Origin of the sequence: Kitasatospora sp. NPDC059817 (genome assembly GCF_042731835.1) — a bacterium.
Taxonomy (GTDB): domain Bacteria; phylum Actinomycetota; class Actinomycetes; order Streptomycetales; family Streptomycetaceae; genus Kitasatospora.
This window is the reverse complement of the sequence record NZ_JBHWIR010000003.1, coordinates 1-15,745: the sequence shown is the minus strand read 5'-3', so window position 1 is coordinate 15,745 and position 15,745 is coordinate 1. Positions and strand designations below refer to the sequence as shown.

At 75.2% G+C, this 15,745-nt stretch carries 12 protein-coding genes; 4 read left to right on the top strand and 8 right to left on the bottom strand.

Translation table 11 applies throughout. From position 1 onward, the window contains the following. Positions 1 to 172: 172 nt before the first annotated feature. A complete protein-coding gene (locus tag ACFV61_RS01160; RefSeq protein WP_380489350.1) occupies positions 173 to 2,704 on the top strand; it encodes a DEAD/DEAH box helicase in 2,532 nt (843 codons plus the stop codon). On the opposite strand, the gene ACFV61_RS01155 is transcribed toward ACFV61_RS01160, so the two are convergent. The 7 genes from ACFV61_RS01155 to ssd form a co-directional block, all read right to left on the bottom strand. Beyond that, on the bottom strand, positions 2,699 to 3,199 hold the full coding sequence (locus tag ACFV61_RS01155; RefSeq protein WP_380489348.1) for an Rv3654c family TadE-like protein: 501 nt from the start codon (positions 3,197 to 3,199) through the stop codon (positions 2,699 to 2,701). The genes ACFV61_RS01160 and ACFV61_RS01155 overlap by 6 nt on opposite strands. Further along, entirely contained in the window at positions 3,187 to 3,546 is a 360-nt protein-coding gene (locus tag ACFV61_RS01150; protein WP_380489345.1) for a TadE family type IV pilus minor pilin, read from the bottom strand. The genes ACFV61_RS01155 and ACFV61_RS01150 overlap by 13 nt, the downstream gene beginning before the upstream one ends. A gap of 292 nt (positions 3,547 to 3,838) precedes the next feature. Continuing rightward, positions 3,839 to 4,111: a DUF4244 domain-containing protein gene (locus tag ACFV61_RS01145; protein ID WP_380489342.1), complete on the bottom strand. Its 273-nt coding sequence runs from the start codon at positions 4,109 to 4,111 to the stop codon at positions 3,839 to 3,841. A 133-nt stretch (positions 4,112 to 4,244) separates the two neighbouring features. Then, positions 4,245 to 4,994: a type II secretion system F family protein gene (locus ACFV61_RS01140; protein ID WP_380489339.1), complete on the bottom strand. Its 750-nt coding sequence runs from the start codon at positions 4,992 to 4,994 to the stop codon at positions 4,245 to 4,247. A gap of 17 nt (positions 4,995 to 5,011) precedes the next feature. Further along, positions 5,012 to 6,022: a type II secretion system F family protein gene (locus tag ACFV61_RS01135; protein ID WP_380489336.1), complete on the bottom strand. Its 1,011-nt coding sequence runs from the start codon at positions 6,020 to 6,022 to the stop codon at positions 5,012 to 5,014. A 183-nt stretch (positions 6,023 to 6,205) separates the two neighbouring features. Beyond that, positions 6,206 to 7,555 carry a TadA family conjugal transfer-associated ATPase gene (locus ACFV61_RS01130; RefSeq protein WP_363370478.1) on the bottom strand — a complete coding sequence of 450 codons (1,350 nt, stop codon included), beginning with the start codon at positions 7,553 to 7,555 and terminating at the stop codon, positions 6,206 to 6,208. After that, on the bottom strand, positions 7,555 to 8,679 hold the full coding sequence (gene ssd, locus ACFV61_RS01125) for a septum site-determining protein Ssd (protein ID WP_063348677.1): 1,125 nt from the start codon (positions 8,677 to 8,679) through the stop codon (positions 7,555 to 7,557). The genes ACFV61_RS01130 and ssd overlap by 1 nt, the downstream gene beginning before the upstream one ends. A gap of 727 nt (positions 8,680 to 9,406) precedes the next feature. Between ssd and ACFV61_RS01120 the strand changes: the two genes are divergently transcribed. Then, on the top strand, positions 9,407 to 10,306 hold the full coding sequence (locus ACFV61_RS01120) for an HAD family hydrolase (protein ID WP_380489334.1): 900 nt from the start codon (positions 9,407 to 9,409) through the stop codon (positions 10,304 to 10,306). Positions 10,307 to 10,682: 376 nt separating this feature from the next. On the opposite strand, the gene ACFV61_RS01115 is transcribed toward ACFV61_RS01120, so the two are convergent. Further along, complete coding sequence (locus ACFV61_RS01115; RefSeq protein WP_380489331.1) at positions 10,683 to 11,573, bottom strand: oxidoreductase; 891 nt, start codon at positions 11,571 to 11,573, stop codon at positions 10,683 to 10,685. A 218-nt stretch (positions 11,574 to 11,791) separates the two neighbouring features. Here ACFV61_RS01115 and ACFV61_RS01110 point away from each other — a divergent pair, with 218 nt between their 5' ends. After that, positions 11,792 to 12,799, top strand: coding sequence for an ATP-binding protein (locus ACFV61_RS01110; RefSeq protein ID WP_380489328.1), 1,008 nt, complete (start codon positions 11,792 to 11,794; stop codon positions 12,797 to 12,799). 421 nt (positions 12,800 to 13,220) lie between these two features. Then, positions 13,221 to 15,650 (top strand): SulP family inorganic anion transporter, encoded by a 2,430-nt coding sequence (locus ACFV61_RS01105; RefSeq protein WP_380489325.1) that lies wholly within the window; start codon positions 13,221 to 13,223, stop codon positions 15,648 to 15,650. Positions 15,651 to 15,745 lie beyond the last annotated feature (95 nt).

Sequence of the window (15,745 nt, the reverse complement as noted above, 5' to 3'; positions counted from 1 at the left end):
CCGGCCGCCACCGCATGGTCGCGAGCCCGGGCGCGCCCAGCCACACGTGGCAAGCCTCGGCGCTGCGACCCACGGCCATCCGGCCGTCACGGCCACATTCAACCACCTGCGACCATGCCCGCACGATGGCTTACGACGATTCTCCGTCACGCCGGTGACACACTGGGTCCTCATGCCGCCCCGACACAGCCTGCCCGAGGCACTGCTCACGACCCTGTCCACCAGCCGGGGGCGGTCCGACCGGCTCACCCATACGGAGCACCTTCCCGCCCGACCTGCGCGTTATGCGCCGTGGCCCGAGTCGATCCGGCCCGAGATCGTGGCCGCCGCCCTCGCCGTCGGCGTGGAGCAGCCCTGGGCGCACCAGGCAGAAGCGATGAATCTGGCCAAAAGCGGTCAGACTGTGGTGATCGCCACAGGCACCGCCTCGGGCAAGTCGCTCGGCTACCTGGCCCCGGTCCTCAGCGACCTGCTGGACGGCACCGAGGCCCGCAACGGCCGCGGCGCCACCGCGCTCTACCTCGCCCCGACCAAGGCGCTCGCCGCCGACCAGCGCCGCCGGGCCGCCGAACTCGCCCCGCCCCGGGTCCGACCCGCCCTCTACGACGGCGACACCCCGCCCGAGGAACGCGAGTGGGTCCGCCAGTACGCCTCGTACGTGCTCACCAACCCGGACATGCTGCACCGCGGCATCCTGCCCGCCCACGCCCGCTGGGCCTCCTTCCTCAAGGTGCTGCGCTACGTGGTCGTCGACGAGTGCCACAGCTACCGGGGCGTGTTCGGCTCGCACGTCGCCCAGGTGCTCCGACGGCTGCGCCGCATCTGCGCCCGATACGGTTCGTCACCCACCTTCCTGCTCGCCTCCGCCACCACCGCCGACCCGGCCGCCACCGCCGAGCGCCTGACCGGCCTGCCCGCCCGGGCGGTCACCGAGGACGCCTCGCCGCGCGGACCGATGGTCTTCGGCCTCTGGGAGCCGCCGCTGACCGAGAACGTCGGCGAACACGGCGCGCCCGTCCGCCGCACGGCCACCGCCGAGGCCGCGCACCTGCTGACCGACCTGGTCGAGCGCCAGACCCGCACCGTCGTCTTCGTCCGCTCCCGCCGGGCCGCCGAGCTCGTCGCCCTCCAGACCCAGGACCAGCTCGGCCGACCGCTCGCCGACCGGGTGGCCGCCTACCGCGGCGGCTACCTCGCCGACGAACGCCGGGCCCTGGAACGCGCGCTGCACACCGGCCGGCTGCTCGGACTCGCCTCCACCTCCGCTCTCGAACTCGGCGTCGACGTCTCCGGCCTCGACGCCGTCCTGATGGCCGGCTACCCCGGCACCCGGGCCTCGCTCTGGCAGCAGGCCGGGCGGGCGGGCCGCGAGGCCCAGGGCGCGCTGGCCGTCCTGATCGCCCGGGACGACCCGCTGGACACCTACCTGGTGCACCACCCGGAGGCGCTGTTCGCGGCGCCCGTCGAAGCCACCGTGCTCGACCCGGACAACCCCCACGTGCTCGCGCCGCACCTGTGCGCGGCAGCCGCCGAACTTCCGCTCACCGACGCCGACCTGGAGCTGTTCGGCCCCTCCACCGCACCGCTGCTGCCCGTCCTGGAACGGCGCGGCCTGCTACGCCGGCGCAGCGACGGCTCCTGGTACTGGACCCGCCGCGAACGCGCGGCCGACGCCGTCGACCTGCGCGGCAGCGGCGGCAGCCCGGTGCAGATCGTCGAGGCCGACACCGGTCGCCTGCTCGGCACGGTGGACGCCGCAGCCGCCCACACCACCGTCCACACCGGGGCCGTCCACCTGCACCAGGGCCGCACCTTCCTGGTCCGGGAACTCGACCTGGAGAACTCGGTCGCCCTGGTCGAGCCGGCCGACCCGCCGTACACCACGGCCGCCCGCGACATCACCTCCATCTCCGTGCTCGACACCGACACCACCGTTCCCTGGGGCGAGGGCCGGCTCAGCTTCGGTTCGGTGGAGGTGGTCAACCAGGTGGTCGGCTACCTCCGGAAGCGGATCTCCACCGGGGAGATCATGGGCGAGAGCAAGCTCGACCTGCCGCCCCGCACGCTGCGCACCCGCGCGGTCTGGTGGTCCGTCACCGAGGACCAGCTGCTGGACGCGGACTTTCCGCTCGACCAGCTGCCCGGCGCCGCCCACGCCGCCGAACACGCCTCGATCGGCCTGCTGCCGCTGTTCGCCACCTGCGACCGCTGGGACATCGGCGGGGTCTCCGTCCCGCTGCACCCCGACACCGAACTGCCCACCGTGTTCGTCTACGACGGCCACCCGGGCGGGGCCGGCTTCGCCGAACGCGGCTTCCAGCGGGCCGTCGAGTGGCTGACGGCCACGCGCGAGGCGATCGCCTCCTGCGAGTGCGAGCGCGGCTGCCCGTCCTGCGTCCAGTCACCCAAGTGCGGCAACGGGAACGAGCCGCTGGACAAGGCCGCAGCCGTCCAACTGCTGGACGTCCTGCTGGCCGGCGCCCCCACGACGGCAGGCTCCGGGACGGCAGGCGCCAGGACGGCGGACCCCTCAGTGGACCCTGGAGCGGCGACTCCCTCAGCAGACTCCTCAACAGGCCCTTCAGCGGACCCCTCAGCGGACCCCTCAGCGAGCTCCGAAACGGACCACGAGACGGACCCCGAGAAGGACTCCGGGGCGAAGCCCGAGCCGAGCGCGGACGGTGGGCCGCCGACCGGCTCATGAGCCCGCCGCCGAGCCGCCGGTCGGCCCGCCGAGGCCGTCCTCGGCGGCGGTGACCCCGGCCCGCACCGGCCCGGCCCGCGCCCTCGCCCGCGCCGGGCCGACCGGCAGACGCGCCGGAAGCCCACCGACCGTCACCTCGGCCACCACCTCGACGGCATCCCCCGTCCGGTCCACCGTGCAGGACACCAGACCGGCGCCCTGCGCGGCGGCGATCCCCTCGGCCCGCCCGCACCCGCCGTCCGGGTCCAGCAGCAGCCGGTCCGCGGCCGCGAGGGCCGCCAGGTCGGCGGCCGACTCGGCCCGGTGCCGCGCGGCGACCACCGCTCCGACCGCGATCGTCCCGGCGAAGACCGCCGTGCCGAGCATCGCCAGGGCGAGCAGCCAGACCGTCGCCGAACCGGCGTCCGGCCCGCGCCCGCCGACGGCGGCCGCCCGGGCGGTACGAGTCCTCGCCCACCGCCGCGCCCCCGACCGCACCCCGGTCAGGTCGGCCATGAACCACCACCTCCCGCGATTCCCGCTCCTCCCGTGACCCCCACGAGGGTGTCCTCCCGCGCCGCCACCGCGGTCGCGCCCAGCCGTACCGCGAGCAGCCCGCCGAGCCTGCCCGGCGCCCCGCACGGCGCGTCCACCTCCACCCGCACCACCTCCGCCGCCATCGCCACCCGCACCTGAGCTCCCGGCGGCGCGGCCGCGCGGGCGAGTTCGGCGGCGTCCGCCTCCCCGCGTGCGGCCGCCCTGGCCCCGACCCGGGCCGCGTCCACACAGCGGATCTGCGCGGCCGCCGCCAGTACGCCCCAGATCAGCATCGCCGCGAGCAGGACGAGCGCCGGCAGGGCCACCGCGGTCTCCGCCGTGACGAAGCCCGCATCGCCGCGACGGCCCGGCCGCAGCGACCGCGCCCGCCCGCCACCACGTGCCGCCGCCAGGCCAGGGCGAGCCTTCGGTCTCCCGCCATTCGCCCGGAGGCGGTGCGCGGCGGCGTCGGGGTGCGCGCACCGAACGGCAGCGGAGGGGCACGACGCGGAGGGGGCACCTCCCGGCTGAAGGCCGGGGGACGCCTGCCGGCCGACGGCAACGCGACGAGAAGCATTCCCCAACACCGCTGCGCAGGCGGGAGTTCGCGGACGGTCGCTAGGTCGCATGAAGCGCCCGTTCCAGTGAATCGGTCAGCGCCCCCATGATGGTCGCGCTGGTCACCACCTTGTACAGCCCGGCCGCGAGGGCACACGCGGCCAAGGTGCCGACGGCGTATTCCGCCGTGGTCATCCCGGCGTCCGACCGGCCCCGGCTCCGGGCCATCCCGCGCATCCGGCGGGCCGCCCAGCGGCTCCTGCGCCGCCACACCCCGGGCGCCTGACGGAGCGCGCGCCCGCTGCCGGGCCTCGTTGCGATCGCTGCAGTCATGAATCTCTCCTGTCTCCGAAATTCCGAAATACCGATGCCCCGCCATACCGATGTCCCCGATGCCGCCTACGCGGCTGCCGCCGACGCCGCTGCCCACGGCTCCGCCGCCGATCCGCTTGGCGCGGCCCCGCGTTCACCCGCCCTGGGCGAAGCGGGTGGTGAGGCCGATGACGACCGGCACCACGCCGATCAGGACGAAGGCCGGGAGGAAGCAGAGCCCGAGCGGAGCGGTGGCGAGCACCCCCGCCCGGCGGACCCGGGCTTGGGCCGCCCGGGCCGCCGCCGTCCGCCGTCCCTGCGCGAGCCCGATCAAGGGCCCGGCCGCCGGAGCCCCGCCGAGGCTCGTCCGGACCAGGCAGCGGGCCAGCGGGGCCAGCGACGGGTGCTGCTCGCCCAGACGGCTCCAGCACAGTTCCGGCGGTGCGCCCAGGGCGAGTTCGGCACCGATCGCGACCAGTCGGGGCCCCATCGGTGCCCCCACGCTCCGGCCGACCGCCGACACCGCTGCCGAGGGTGAGGCCGCCGAACCGAGGCAGGCCGCCAACAGCTCCGCACTCAGCGGGAGTTGCCTGGTCAGCAGCTCCTCCTCCAGGACCGCCCGCCGCTCCGTCGGCGACCGCACCCGGGCCGACCAGCGGTGCACGCCCGCCGCCAGCAGCGCCCCGACGACCACCCCGACGGCGCCGCCGAGCAACACCGTCGCACCGGCCCCGGCGCCCACGGCCAGGGCCACAGGCCGCCAACGCCCGCCACCACGACCACGACCGCCGCCACCAGATGCCGGCGGCACCCGCACCAACACCCGCCCGAACAGCCGCCGTTGTCGCGCCCACCCGCGCACCAGCACCACACCGGCCACCACCACCGGACCCCCGGCGATCACCCACCCGACTCCCCGGATCACCCCGACACCACCTCCGCCCGCGCCCGTACCCGTGAGAGCCCGCAGCTCCCGCCACCACCAGAGCCCCACGCCCCGGCAGCCCGCCGGGGAGCCTCCAGGGCACCCTGAGCGCCCTGAGCCGCCGCCCGGACGATGCGCGCCGTCCAGAGCACGCCCAGGCCCTCCAGTGCCGCCCCCGCCGCGAGGCACCCCAGCCCGGCCGGCGTGTGCAGCAGGATGCCCACCGGCCGGGCCCCGAGCGCCGCCCCCAGCAGCAGCCCGGCGGCCGGCAGGGCGGCCAGGACGGCGATCGTGGTCCGCGGCCCCGCCAGTTCCCCGGCGACCTCCTCCGCGAGGGCCCGCTCGCCGCGCAGCGCCTCCGCCACCCGGTCCAGCGCGACGGCCAGCCCCGATCCGCCGTCGGAGGCGACCCGCCAGCAGGCCGCGATCGCCGACGCCCCGCTCCCGCCCGGCAGTTCGGCGAGCAGGTGCAGCGCGGCGGGCACGTCCCCGCCGTACCGGCCCGCCGCGAGCCGCGCCACCGGCTCCTCGCCGAGCCGGCGCAGCCCGTCCGGGTCGGCCGCGAGGCGGGCCGTGACCAGGTGCAACGCCTGCTCCGGCGTCGCCCCGCCGCGCAACTCCCCTGCCAGCCCTGTGCAGAGCTCCACCACGGCGGCCGCCCGCCGCCCGGCCTCCAGCGTCACGCGCCGTCGCAGCCGCCAACGCCGCAGCGGCAGTACGGCCAGCCCGGCGGCGAGCACCGGCAGCGGCGAGGAGGTCGCCTGCCCGGCCGCCAACCCCACCGGCAGGAGCAACAGTTCGGGCGCCAGACAGTCGGACGTCCGCGGCCGGGCGCGCCCCACAGTCACCGCCGGCGGGCCCGGCACCGGAACGGGCGGGGGCCCGCTGCCGGCCAGCACCAGCCTGTACCGCCGACCGCCCGGCAGCTGCTCCTGCACCGCACGCCATGCGGCGACGGCCAGCAGGCACAGCACCAATGCCCAGCAGAAAGAACTCTGATCACTCATCACGTCAGGACCCTCCCGGTCGTCGGTCTTTCCTGTTCCACGCCCCGAGCAGCGTCAGGGCGCCCGCCGCGCACCCGCCCAGCAGCAGGACGAACGCGAGTTCCGCCGCCCGCACGGCCACACCCGCCAACCCGGCCGCACCTGCCAACCCGGCTGCACCTGCCAACCCGGCCACCGCCGCCGTCACGTCGGCCCCGCAGCGAGCGATACCCCGCGCACCGCCAGCAGCCCGACCAGTCGCTCCCAACCCGCCCCGGGGACCAGACCGCCCGCCACCGGGAACTCCACCGCCGGGGTGGTGACGGCCAGGCCGTCACGGCCGGCGGCCAACGTGTGGATCTCCGCCACCCGGCGGCGCCCCGAGCCCGGCTCCCTGACCAGGTGCACCACCAGGTCGAGTGCGGCCCGGAGTTGGCTGTGCAGCGCGGGCCGGTCGAGCCCGGCGAGCGAGCCCAGCGCCTCCAGCCGGACCGGCACGTCCGCCGCCGTGTTGGCGTGCACCGTGCCGCATCCGCCTTCGTGCCCGGTGTTCAGCGCGGCCAGCAGGTCCGACACCTCGGCCCCGCGGACCTCTCCGATCACCAGCCGGTCCGGACGCATCCGCAGTGCCTGCCGGACGAGGTCCCGCAGCGTGAGCTCACCCAGCCCCTCCTGGTTGGGCGGTCTGCTCTGCAACCGGACGACGTGCGGATGGGCCGGCCGCAGTTCGGCGGAGTCCTCCGCGATGACGATCCGCTCCTCCGGCCCGACCAGACCGAGCAAGGCCGCGAGCAGCGTGGTCTTGCCCGTGCCCGTCCCGCCGGACACCAGTAGCGACAGCCTGGCCCGCAGGATGCCGGCCAGCAGGCCGGCGCCCTCCGGCGGCAGCGCCCCGCCCGCCACCAGTTCGTCGAGCGTGAACGGCTGGGGCCGGCAGACCCGCAGCGAGATGTGCGTGCAGCCGGCCGCGATCGGCGGCAGCACGGCGTGCAGGCGGGTGCCGTCCGGCAGCCGGGCGTCCACCCAGGGCCGCGCGTCGTCCAGCCGCCGTCCGGCCGCGGTGGCCAGCCGGTGGGCCAGCCGCCGTACCGCCTCGGCGTCGGCGAACCGGATTCCGGTGGCCCGGTGCAGGCCGCCGCCACGGTCGACCCACACCTCGTCCGGACCGTTCACCAGGACATCCGTGACGTCGGGCGCCGCCAGCAGCCGCTCCAGCGGGCCCGCACCCACCAGTTCGGCGCGCAGCGAGCGCACGGTGTCCAGGACTTCGTCCCCGCCGAGCGGCGGCCGGGTGGCCCGCAGCACGGCCGCGACCGACCCCGCCGTCGGGGCGGCACCCGACTCGGCCAGCCGCAACCGGACCGCGTCCACCAGCTCCGCCGTCCGCTCCTCCCGGGCGGTGCGCCCGTACGGGCATGGGTGGCGCGGCGCTTCGGGTGGCCCGCCGGGCGGCGGCACGCTCCTGAGCGGCCGGTGCTCCCGCGCACCGTCGCCCCGGCTCTTCGGACCGCCCCCCGCCCGCACGGTGGGGCCTGTTCTGCGCAGACGGACCATCAGTACACACCTCCTCCGACCGCCGGCACCGGCGGCAACACCTCGTCCAGGAAGGTCTCGCAGAAGCGCGCGAGCGGGCCGCCGTCCCGGATGCCGGGCGGGACGCCCTTCTCGACGTCCTCCGCCAGGCCGGGCTCCGGCTCCAACTCCCCCGCGAGTTCCAGCCGCAGCCCGCGGGCGATCCGGTGGGCCGGGAGTCCGAAGGTGCGCGGTGACCGCACCACCGCCCGGACGTCCCCGAGCCGCATCCGGGCGGCCGCCGCGACCCGGTCGGCGGCGGCCACCGCGCGCAGTTCGGCCGGCACCACCAGCAGCGCCAGGTCGGACTGCTCCAGCGCCTGCCCGGCGGCCGCGTCGAGATGGCGCGGCACGTCGACGACGACCAGCCCGCCGCGCCGCCGGGAGGCGGCCAGCACGCTGCGCATGGCCTCCGGCGGCACGGTCAGGGTGTCGCCGCGGTCCCAGGACAGGCAGGAGAGCGCGGAGATCCGTTTGAGCACCGGTAGCGCCCTGGCCAGTTCGACCCCGCTGACCCGCCCGCGCGAACCGGCCAGATCGGGCCAGCGCAGCCCGCGGGCCGCCTCGCCGCCGAGCAGGATGTCGAGGCCGCCGCCCAGCGGATCTCCGTCGATGAGCATCGTCCGCCGCCCCGCCCGCGCGGCCGTGACCGCGAGGGCGCAGGCCAGGGTCGAGGCCCCGGCCCCGCCCCGGCCGCCGAGCACGGCGACGGTGAGCGCCGGGGAGCCGGCGCCCTCGGCCGCGTCGGCGATCCGGTCGAGCAGCCAGGCTTCGGCGTCGGGGAGGAACAGCACGTGCTCGGCGCCGAGTTGGACGGCTCTGACCCACACCCCGGCGTCGTCGAGGTCCAGCCCGAGCAGCAGCACCCCGCCGCGCCGGCCGAGCCCGGCGCACCGGGCGGCCTGGTCGTCCCCGATGAGCACCAGTGAGGCGCCCTCCCAGAGCTCGCGCGGCGGTGGTGCGCCCCGGATCAGCCTCGGTTCGGTGCCGGCGGCCGCGCAGAGCCGCAGCAGGTGCTCGGCCAGGCCCTCGTCCTCGGTGACGACGAGCGGACCGGTGGCCCCGGGCCCTTCGGTGGTGGCGTGGTCGGCGATCGGCGTCGACATGGCGGGCTCCCCTCTGCGCCGACGGCCGCCAGGGGCGGTCCGGGGCGCACGTCGGACGGTTCCGGCGAACGGCCGCCCGGCAGACCTCGTGGGAGAGAGGGAGGTGAGATCCGCCCGGCGACCGCCGCCGACCATCACGGTGGGGGGAGATCGGGATTCCGTCATCCACGATGCGAATCCCTGTGGATAACTCGTGGGCTGTGGAGGAAAACGTTCACCCGGGCGGGGGATTAATCGTCAAAGAATTGACGATCGGGGATCACGGAGACGAACCGGAAGCCCGTCGCGCCCCCCGCCGGTCACCCGGCGAACCCTCCCGAAGGCCGCTCGGACACCCCGCCGCAGCAGCCCGGCCCACCGATCGGAACCAGCCGAAGAGCCATGGGCAGCCATGAGCAAATGGCGACACAGAGTGACGAAAGGTGGTCAGTGGACCAGGGTGTCGACACCCCCTGTACACCGTCGGCGGGGCGGCCGCGGCGCTCGCCGCGAAGGGCCTTCAGGCCCTGAAAATGGCCCCGGACGTGCGACGACCCCCGCCGGGGGGGAGAGCGGGGGTCGTCTATCCACAGCCCGACTCGGGGGGGAGGAGCCGGACCGGGTTAGCACGGTCGCGAACGATCCGTGACTTCCATGGTGTACCCGAGCGGCCAGAAACACAAACCCGCACGCCCACGAGTACACCGAATGGCGGCCTGTTTTGCGGCTCCCTCTATCCTCGGTTCCCGTGGACACCACCGAGAACGCCGACGACCACGCCGACGAGTCCCCGGGCGAGGCCACCGGGCCCGCGCAGACCCGCTCACCCGTTCGCCCCAAGCCGGGCGGGCCGCGCACGGCGGCCTTCTTCGACCTGGACAAGACCATCATCGCCAAGTCGAGCGCGCTGGCCTTCAGCCGCCCGTTCTACCAGGGCGGTCTGATCAACCGTCGGGCCGTACTGCGCAGCGCGTACGCCCAGTTCGTCTTCCTGGTCGGTGGCGCGGACCACGACCAGATGGAGAAGATGCGCGAGTACCTCTCCTCGCTCACCCGCGGCTGGAACGTCCAGCAGGTCCGCGAGATCGTCGCGGAGACGCTGCACAACCTGATCGACCCGATCATCTACGACGAGGCCGCCTCACTGATCGAGCAGCACCACGCGGCCGGTCGGGACGTGGTGATCGTCAGCAGTTCGGGCTCCGAGGTGGTCGAGCCGATCGGCGCGCTGCTCGGCGCGGACCACGTGATCGCCACCCGGCTCAAGGTCGAGGACGGCTGCTACACCGGCGAGATCGAGTACTACGCCTACGCCGAGAACAAGGCCGCCGCCATCCGGGAGTTGGCCGAGTCCGAGGGCTACGACCTGGCCGCGTCCTACGCCTACAGCGACTCCTCCACCGACCTGCCGCTGCTGGAGGCCGTCGGCCACCCGTCGGCGGTCAATCCCGACCGCGCGCTGCGGAAGGAGGCCCAGGCCCGGGAGTGGCCGGTGCTGGTCTTCGACCGGCCGGTGGAACTGCGGCGGCGGCTCCCGGAGTTCTCCGCGCCGAGCGGCTCGGTGCTGACGGCCGTGGCGATCGGGACGGCGGCCGTGACCGCCGGGGTCATCTGGTACCTGGCCCACCGGCGCCGTCCGGAGGCCTGAGCCGCCCGCCGCGGGCCCCGCAACGCAGGCAAATCAGACAATCAGCGCAGAGTTCACTTTTCGGGTTCCCCTTTCGCCCGAAACGCGATACAAATGAAGCACGGCCCGCGAGACCCGGTCAGGACCCGAAGAGGTCAAACCGACAACGCAGTTAAGGCCCCACGGACCGCGTGTACAGATAACCGAGCACCCACATGCAGCCGACCCGCTGTCGGGCCGCTGGACCAGACGAACGGGCAGGATCCCCGTCTGATCAGCACTTCCGGTGCATGCATGGTCACCCGGTATCTGCACCAGCGGCGGCACCAGGCAGGATCAGGTGCCGCCGCATCTTCGTGTCAGAAGCGCCAGGAGCGCCGGAAGCGCCAGCGCCTGCTCAGACCATCCCGCGCTGCATCGCCTCGCAGACCGCCGTGCTCTCCCGCACCCCGAGCCGCAGCGCCCGCCCGCAGTGCGCGATCCAGGCCGCCATCCCCTCGGGCGTGCCCGCCAGGTAGCCGGCCAGGGCCCGCCGGTAGGCGTCGGTGCCGAGTTCCGCCAGCCCGACCTCGGCCGGGCAGATCGACTTCGGGTCGAGCCCCTCGGCGAGCAGCACGATCCGCTGGGCGGCCCGCGCGATCACGCCGTTGTACGCGCCGAACGGCCGCAGCGCGAGCAGTTCGCCGTGCACCACGGAGGCGACCACCAGGGCCGGCGTCCCCACACCCTGGCCCTCGGCGCGCGCCACCAGCAGCCGGGAGAGCTGGTCGAGCCGGGCCGCGACCTCCTCGGCACCCGGGGCGGGCGGCAGCACCGGCAGCGGCTCGTCCACCTGGGCGACCTCGACGCTCTCCACCGGCTTGAGCCCCAGCGGGAACAGCTCCTCGACGCCCTCGCCCGCGCGGCGGGGCCGCCCGGCGGACGGCTCGCCGTCGCCGACGGCGAGCAGGTGCAGCCGGGCCAGCACCTGGAGCGGCGAGTGCCGCCAGATGCTGAGCAGCTGACCGGCCTCGGCGGCGATCCGCAGGGCCGCGCCGACCATCCGGGCCTCGGGGTCCGCGCTGAAGTCGCTGCGGCGCCGGACCTCCTCCAGCGGCCAGTCGGCCCCGGCCAGCGCCGCCGACGCGCGGGCGCCGCGCAGCGCGGACTCGGAGGTGACCTCGGCCGCGCGGCGGCGCATCACCCGGTGGCCGTAGAGCCGGTCGACGGCCTTGCGCACCTCGGCCACGGCGTCGGGCACCCCGGGGAGCTGGGCCAGCGGGGCGAGGGGATCTGTTCCAGTGCTCACCTACCCGAGAGTAATGAACAGCCGGCCCCTCCCGGAACAGCAACCCCGGATCACCCGTTAGAGGCAATCCTCACTTCCCTCCGCCGAGGAGGCCCAAACCCCGGCTAGCATGGCCACTATCGGAGACGATAACTATTTCCACTTAGGGGCCTCGGCATGTGCGACCCCTGAGCAGGTGGCCCCCGAGCGCGGGCCCAGAGCGAGAGCCGGAGTCCCAGATGAAGATCGCCTTCGTCGGCAAGGGCGGCAGCGGGAAGACCACGCTGTCCGCACTGTTCATCCGCCATCTGGCCGCCGTGGGCCGGCCGGTCATCGCCGTCGACGCCGACATCAACCAGCACCTGGGCCCGGCCCTGGGTCTGACGGATGCCCAGGCCGCGGAGCTGCCCTCGCTCGGCGCGCACCTGCCGGAGATCAAGGAGTACCTGCGCGGCAGCAATCCGCTGATCCGCTCGGCCGACGAGATGATCAAGACCACGCCGCCCGGCCGGGGTTCGCGCCTGCTGCGGATCGTCGAGGAGAACCCGGTCTACGCCGCCTGCGCCCGCCCGATCGCCCTGGACGAGGGCTCGGTCCGGCTGCTGGCGACCGGCGCCTTCACCGAGGAGGACCTGGGGGTGGCCTGCTACCACTCCAAGGTCGGCGCGGTGGAACTGCTGCTCAACCACCTGCTGGACGGCCCCGACGAGTACCTGGTCACCGACATGACGGCGGGCTCGGACTCCTTCGCCTCCGGCCTGTTCACCCGCTTCGACCTGACCTTCCTGGTGGCCGAGCCGACCCGCAAGGGCGTCTCCGTCTACCGCCAGTACAAGGACTACGCCCGCGACTTCGGCGTCCGGCTGCGGGTGATCGGCAACAAGGTGCAAGGGCCGGACGACCTGGCGTTCCTGCGCCGGGAGGTCGGCGACGACCTGCTCACCACCTTCGGGCACTCGGACTGGGTGCGCCGTCTGGAGCAGGGCGCCGAGCCGCCGCTGAAGTCGCTGGAGCCGGCCAACCGGGCCGTCCTGGAGGAACTGCGGGCCGAGGCCGAGGCCGCGTACGGGCGGCGGGACGTGCGGCGCTACACCGAGCAGGCCGTGCTCTTCCACGTGCGCAACGCGGAGAGTTGGGCCAACGCCAAGGTCGGCGTCGACCTCGCGACCCAGGTGGACGAGACCTTCGTGCTGGGCGGGCTCGGGGTCGGCGGCGAGCGGCCCGCCCCGGCGGGTGCGCACGTCTGACGCCGCTCCGCCCGAACGGGCCGTGGCCCTCCCCCCTTCCCCGGGGAGGGCCACGGCCCGTTCCGCATGTCCGGACCGCCCGGCGCCGCCAGCAGATCCCCAGCGGTTCGAACACCACCCAATGGGGTGAATAAGGGGGTTTTCCCCTTCCCTCCCGGAATGACGCTGTGCAAAGCTTTCATTACCCTCGGTTTACCGAGTCTTGATGGTCCGTCCCGACGGCCCTCGGCGAGACGTCCCGCACCTCGCCCAGGCCCCTGGCGGGCCCTGATGGTCGAGGTCCGGCCGGTGACACCCGCACTCCCCGCCGCGCCCACGCCATCCCGCCACACCGTCGCGACCCACGACAGCCGATCCGCCCCGGAGCCCCACCCACCGCCGGACCTGACTGCGTTCGTTCCCCCGGACAGACGGGAAGACAGTGACCCTCGACATCTCCAGCGCCCCCATCGCCTCCGACACCACCGACCACGCACCACCGGGCCCCGGCACCAAGGCCCGCTGGGCCCAGGACCTCTCCGCCTCCCTGGTGGTCTTCCTGATCGCCGTGCCGTTCTCCCTCGGCATCGCGCTCGCCACCGGCGCCCCGCTCACCGCCGGCCTCGCCGCCGCGGCCGTCGGCGGCATCGTCGTCGGACTGTTCGGCGGCACCCCGCTCCAGGTCAGCGGCCCCTCGGCCGCACTGACCGTGATCACCGCCGGACTGATCGTCCAGTACGGGTGGCGGGCCACCTGCGCCATCACCCTGGCCGCCGGGCTGCTCCAACTCCTGCTCGGCCTGCGCCGGGTGGCCCGGACCGCGCTCGCCGTCTCGCCCGCCATCGTGCACGGCATGCTGGCCGGGGTCGGGCTCACCATCGCCATCGCGCAGCTGCACGTCGTCCTCGGCGGCTCCCCGCAGAGCTCCGCGATCGCCAACCTCCTCGCGCTGCCAGGCCAGTTGGCCGGTCCACACCCGCCCGCGCTGCTGGCCGGCTCGGTGACCGTGGCCGTCCTGCTGGGCTGGCCCCGCCTCGGCCGGCTCCCCGGCCGCGCGGGCGAGTTCGGCGCCAGGCTGGCCAAGGTGCCGGGCCCGCTGGCCGCCGTCGCCACCGCGACCGCGCTCGCCCTGGCCCTGGACCTGCGGCTCGCCCACATCGGGCTGCCCGCCTGGCAGCCGCACGCCCTCGTGCCCGCACTGCCGCACGGCCCGCTGGCCGGGGTGCTGGCCGCCGTCCTGACCGTCACCGCCGTCGCCGGCGTGGAGTCGCTGCTGTCCGCCGTCGCGGTCGACCGGATGTCCCGCCGTACCGGCGACCTCGACCGCGAACTGCGCGGCCAGGGCCTGGCCAACATCGTCAGCGGGCTGGTCGGCGGGCTGCCCGTCGCCGGCGGCGCCGTCCGCAGCACCGCCAACGTGCGGGCCGGCGGCCAGACCAGGTGGTCCTCGGTGCTGCACGGCGTCTGGGTGCTCGCCGCCGCACTGGCGCTGACCGGCGGGCTGCGCCGGATCCCGCTGGCCGCGCTGGCCGCGCTGGTGCTGGTGGTCGGGCTGCAGATGGTGAGCTTCGCGCACATCCGCAACGTGCACCGGCACCGCGAGTTCCCGGTCTACCTGACCACCGTGCTCGGCGTGGTGGCGCTCGGCGTGCTGTGGGGCGTCGCGCTCGGCGCCGGCACCGCCGTGCTGCTCGCGCTCTACCGGCTGACCCGCGCCCACGTGGACGTGCTGGCCGGCCCGGCCGGCGCGGTCACCGTCCAGACGCACGGGCCGCTCACCTTCACCGCCGTGCCCCGGCTGAGCCGGGCGCTGGCCGGGATCCCCTCCGGCGCCGAGGTCACCGTGGTCCACGACGGATCCTTCCTGGACCACGCCGCGTACGAGACGCTGCACAGCTGGCGGACGGGCCACCAGGCCGCGGGCGGACGGGTCTCGATGGTGACGCGCCGCAGGGACGACGAGGTGCTCGACCCCGACGGCACCGTCCGGGCGGGCAGTTCACCCGGCCCGCACCGCTGCCGGGCCTGGACGCCCTGGGTCGGCCACCACTGCATCGAGCAGCAGGAGGATCCGCACGGCCGGCTGCTGGACGGCGTCCGGGTGTTCCAGCAGCACACCGCCCCGCTGATCCGGCCCGAACTCGCCCGGCTGGCCCGGGAGGGGCAGACACCCTCCCAGCTGTTCCTGACCTGCGCGGACTCCCGGATGGTCACCAGCATGATCACCAACAGCGGCCCGGGGGACCTGTTCACCGTCCGCAACGTCGGCAACCTGGTACCGGCCCCGTACGAGCCCGGCGCGGCCGACGACTCGGTGGCGGCCGCGGTGCAGTACGCGGTCGAGGTCCTGGAGGTCGGCTCGATCACGGTCTGCGGCCACTCCGGCTGCGGCGCGATGAAGGCCCTGCTGGACGGCGTGCACGAGCGCCCAGGGCCGCCCACCCCGCTGGCCCGCTGGCTGCGCAACGGCCGCGGCTCGCTGGACCGGCTCCGCCGGGTCCCCGCCGGGTTCGACGCGCGGCCGGTGGTGGACCTGGTGGAGCAGCTCTGCATCACCAACGTGGTCCAGCAGCTGGACCAGCTGCTGGCCAACCCGGCCGTGGAGCGCCGGGTGGAGGAGGGCACCCTGCGGCTGGTCGGGATGTACTTCGACTTCGCGACCGCCCAGGCCTACGTGCTCGACCGGGCCGAGGGGACGTTCAGTCCGATCGAGGCGCGCATCGGGACGGCAGCGGCCGCAACCGCGGCCGGCCCGGCAGCGCCGAGGACACCGCCGGCCGGGCCGGTGGCGGGCGACACGCCCGAACGGGTGAATGAGGACGGCCGGGTTCCCACCGACGGCACCGAGGACGGCCCCTGGCTGGCCGCCTGAGAGCCGGGCCCGTGTCCCCGCCGGGCGGGCCGGGGCACGGGCCCTCCGGCCGTGGGGGGGGGGCGCCCCCCCCCGCGCCGGGGCGGGAGGGAGGA

What these genes read in the sequence shown, in the direction of transcription:
- ACFV61_RS01160 (WP_380489350.1), top strand. Translation starts at nt 173, where the DNA reads ATGCCGCCCCGACACAGCCTGCCCGAGGCACTGCTCACGACCCTGTCC.
- ACFV61_RS01155 (WP_380489348.1), bottom strand. Translation starts at nt 3,199, where the DNA reads ATGGCCGACCTGACCGGGGTGCGGTCGGGGGCGCGGCGGTGGGCGAGG.
- ACFV61_RS01145 (WP_380489342.1), bottom strand. Translation starts at nt 4,111, where the DNA reads ATGACTGCAGCGATCGCAACGAGGCCCGGCAGCGGGCGCGCGCTCCGT.
- ACFV61_RS01135 (WP_380489336.1), bottom strand. Translation starts at nt 6,022, where the DNA reads ATGAGTGATCAGAGTTCTTTCTGCTGGGCATTGGTGCTGTGCCTGCTG.
- ACFV61_RS01130 (WP_363370478.1), bottom strand. Translation starts at nt 7,555, where the DNA reads ATGGTCCGTCTGCGCAGAACAGGCCCCACCGTGCGGGCGGGGGGCGGT.
- ssd (WP_063348677.1), bottom strand. Translation starts at nt 8,679, where the DNA reads ATGTCGACGCCGATCGCCGACCACGCCACCACCGAAGGGCCCGGGGCC.
- ACFV61_RS01110 (WP_380489328.1), top strand. Translation starts at nt 11,792, where the DNA reads ATGAAGATCGCCTTCGTCGGCAAGGGCGGCAGCGGGAAGACCACGCTG.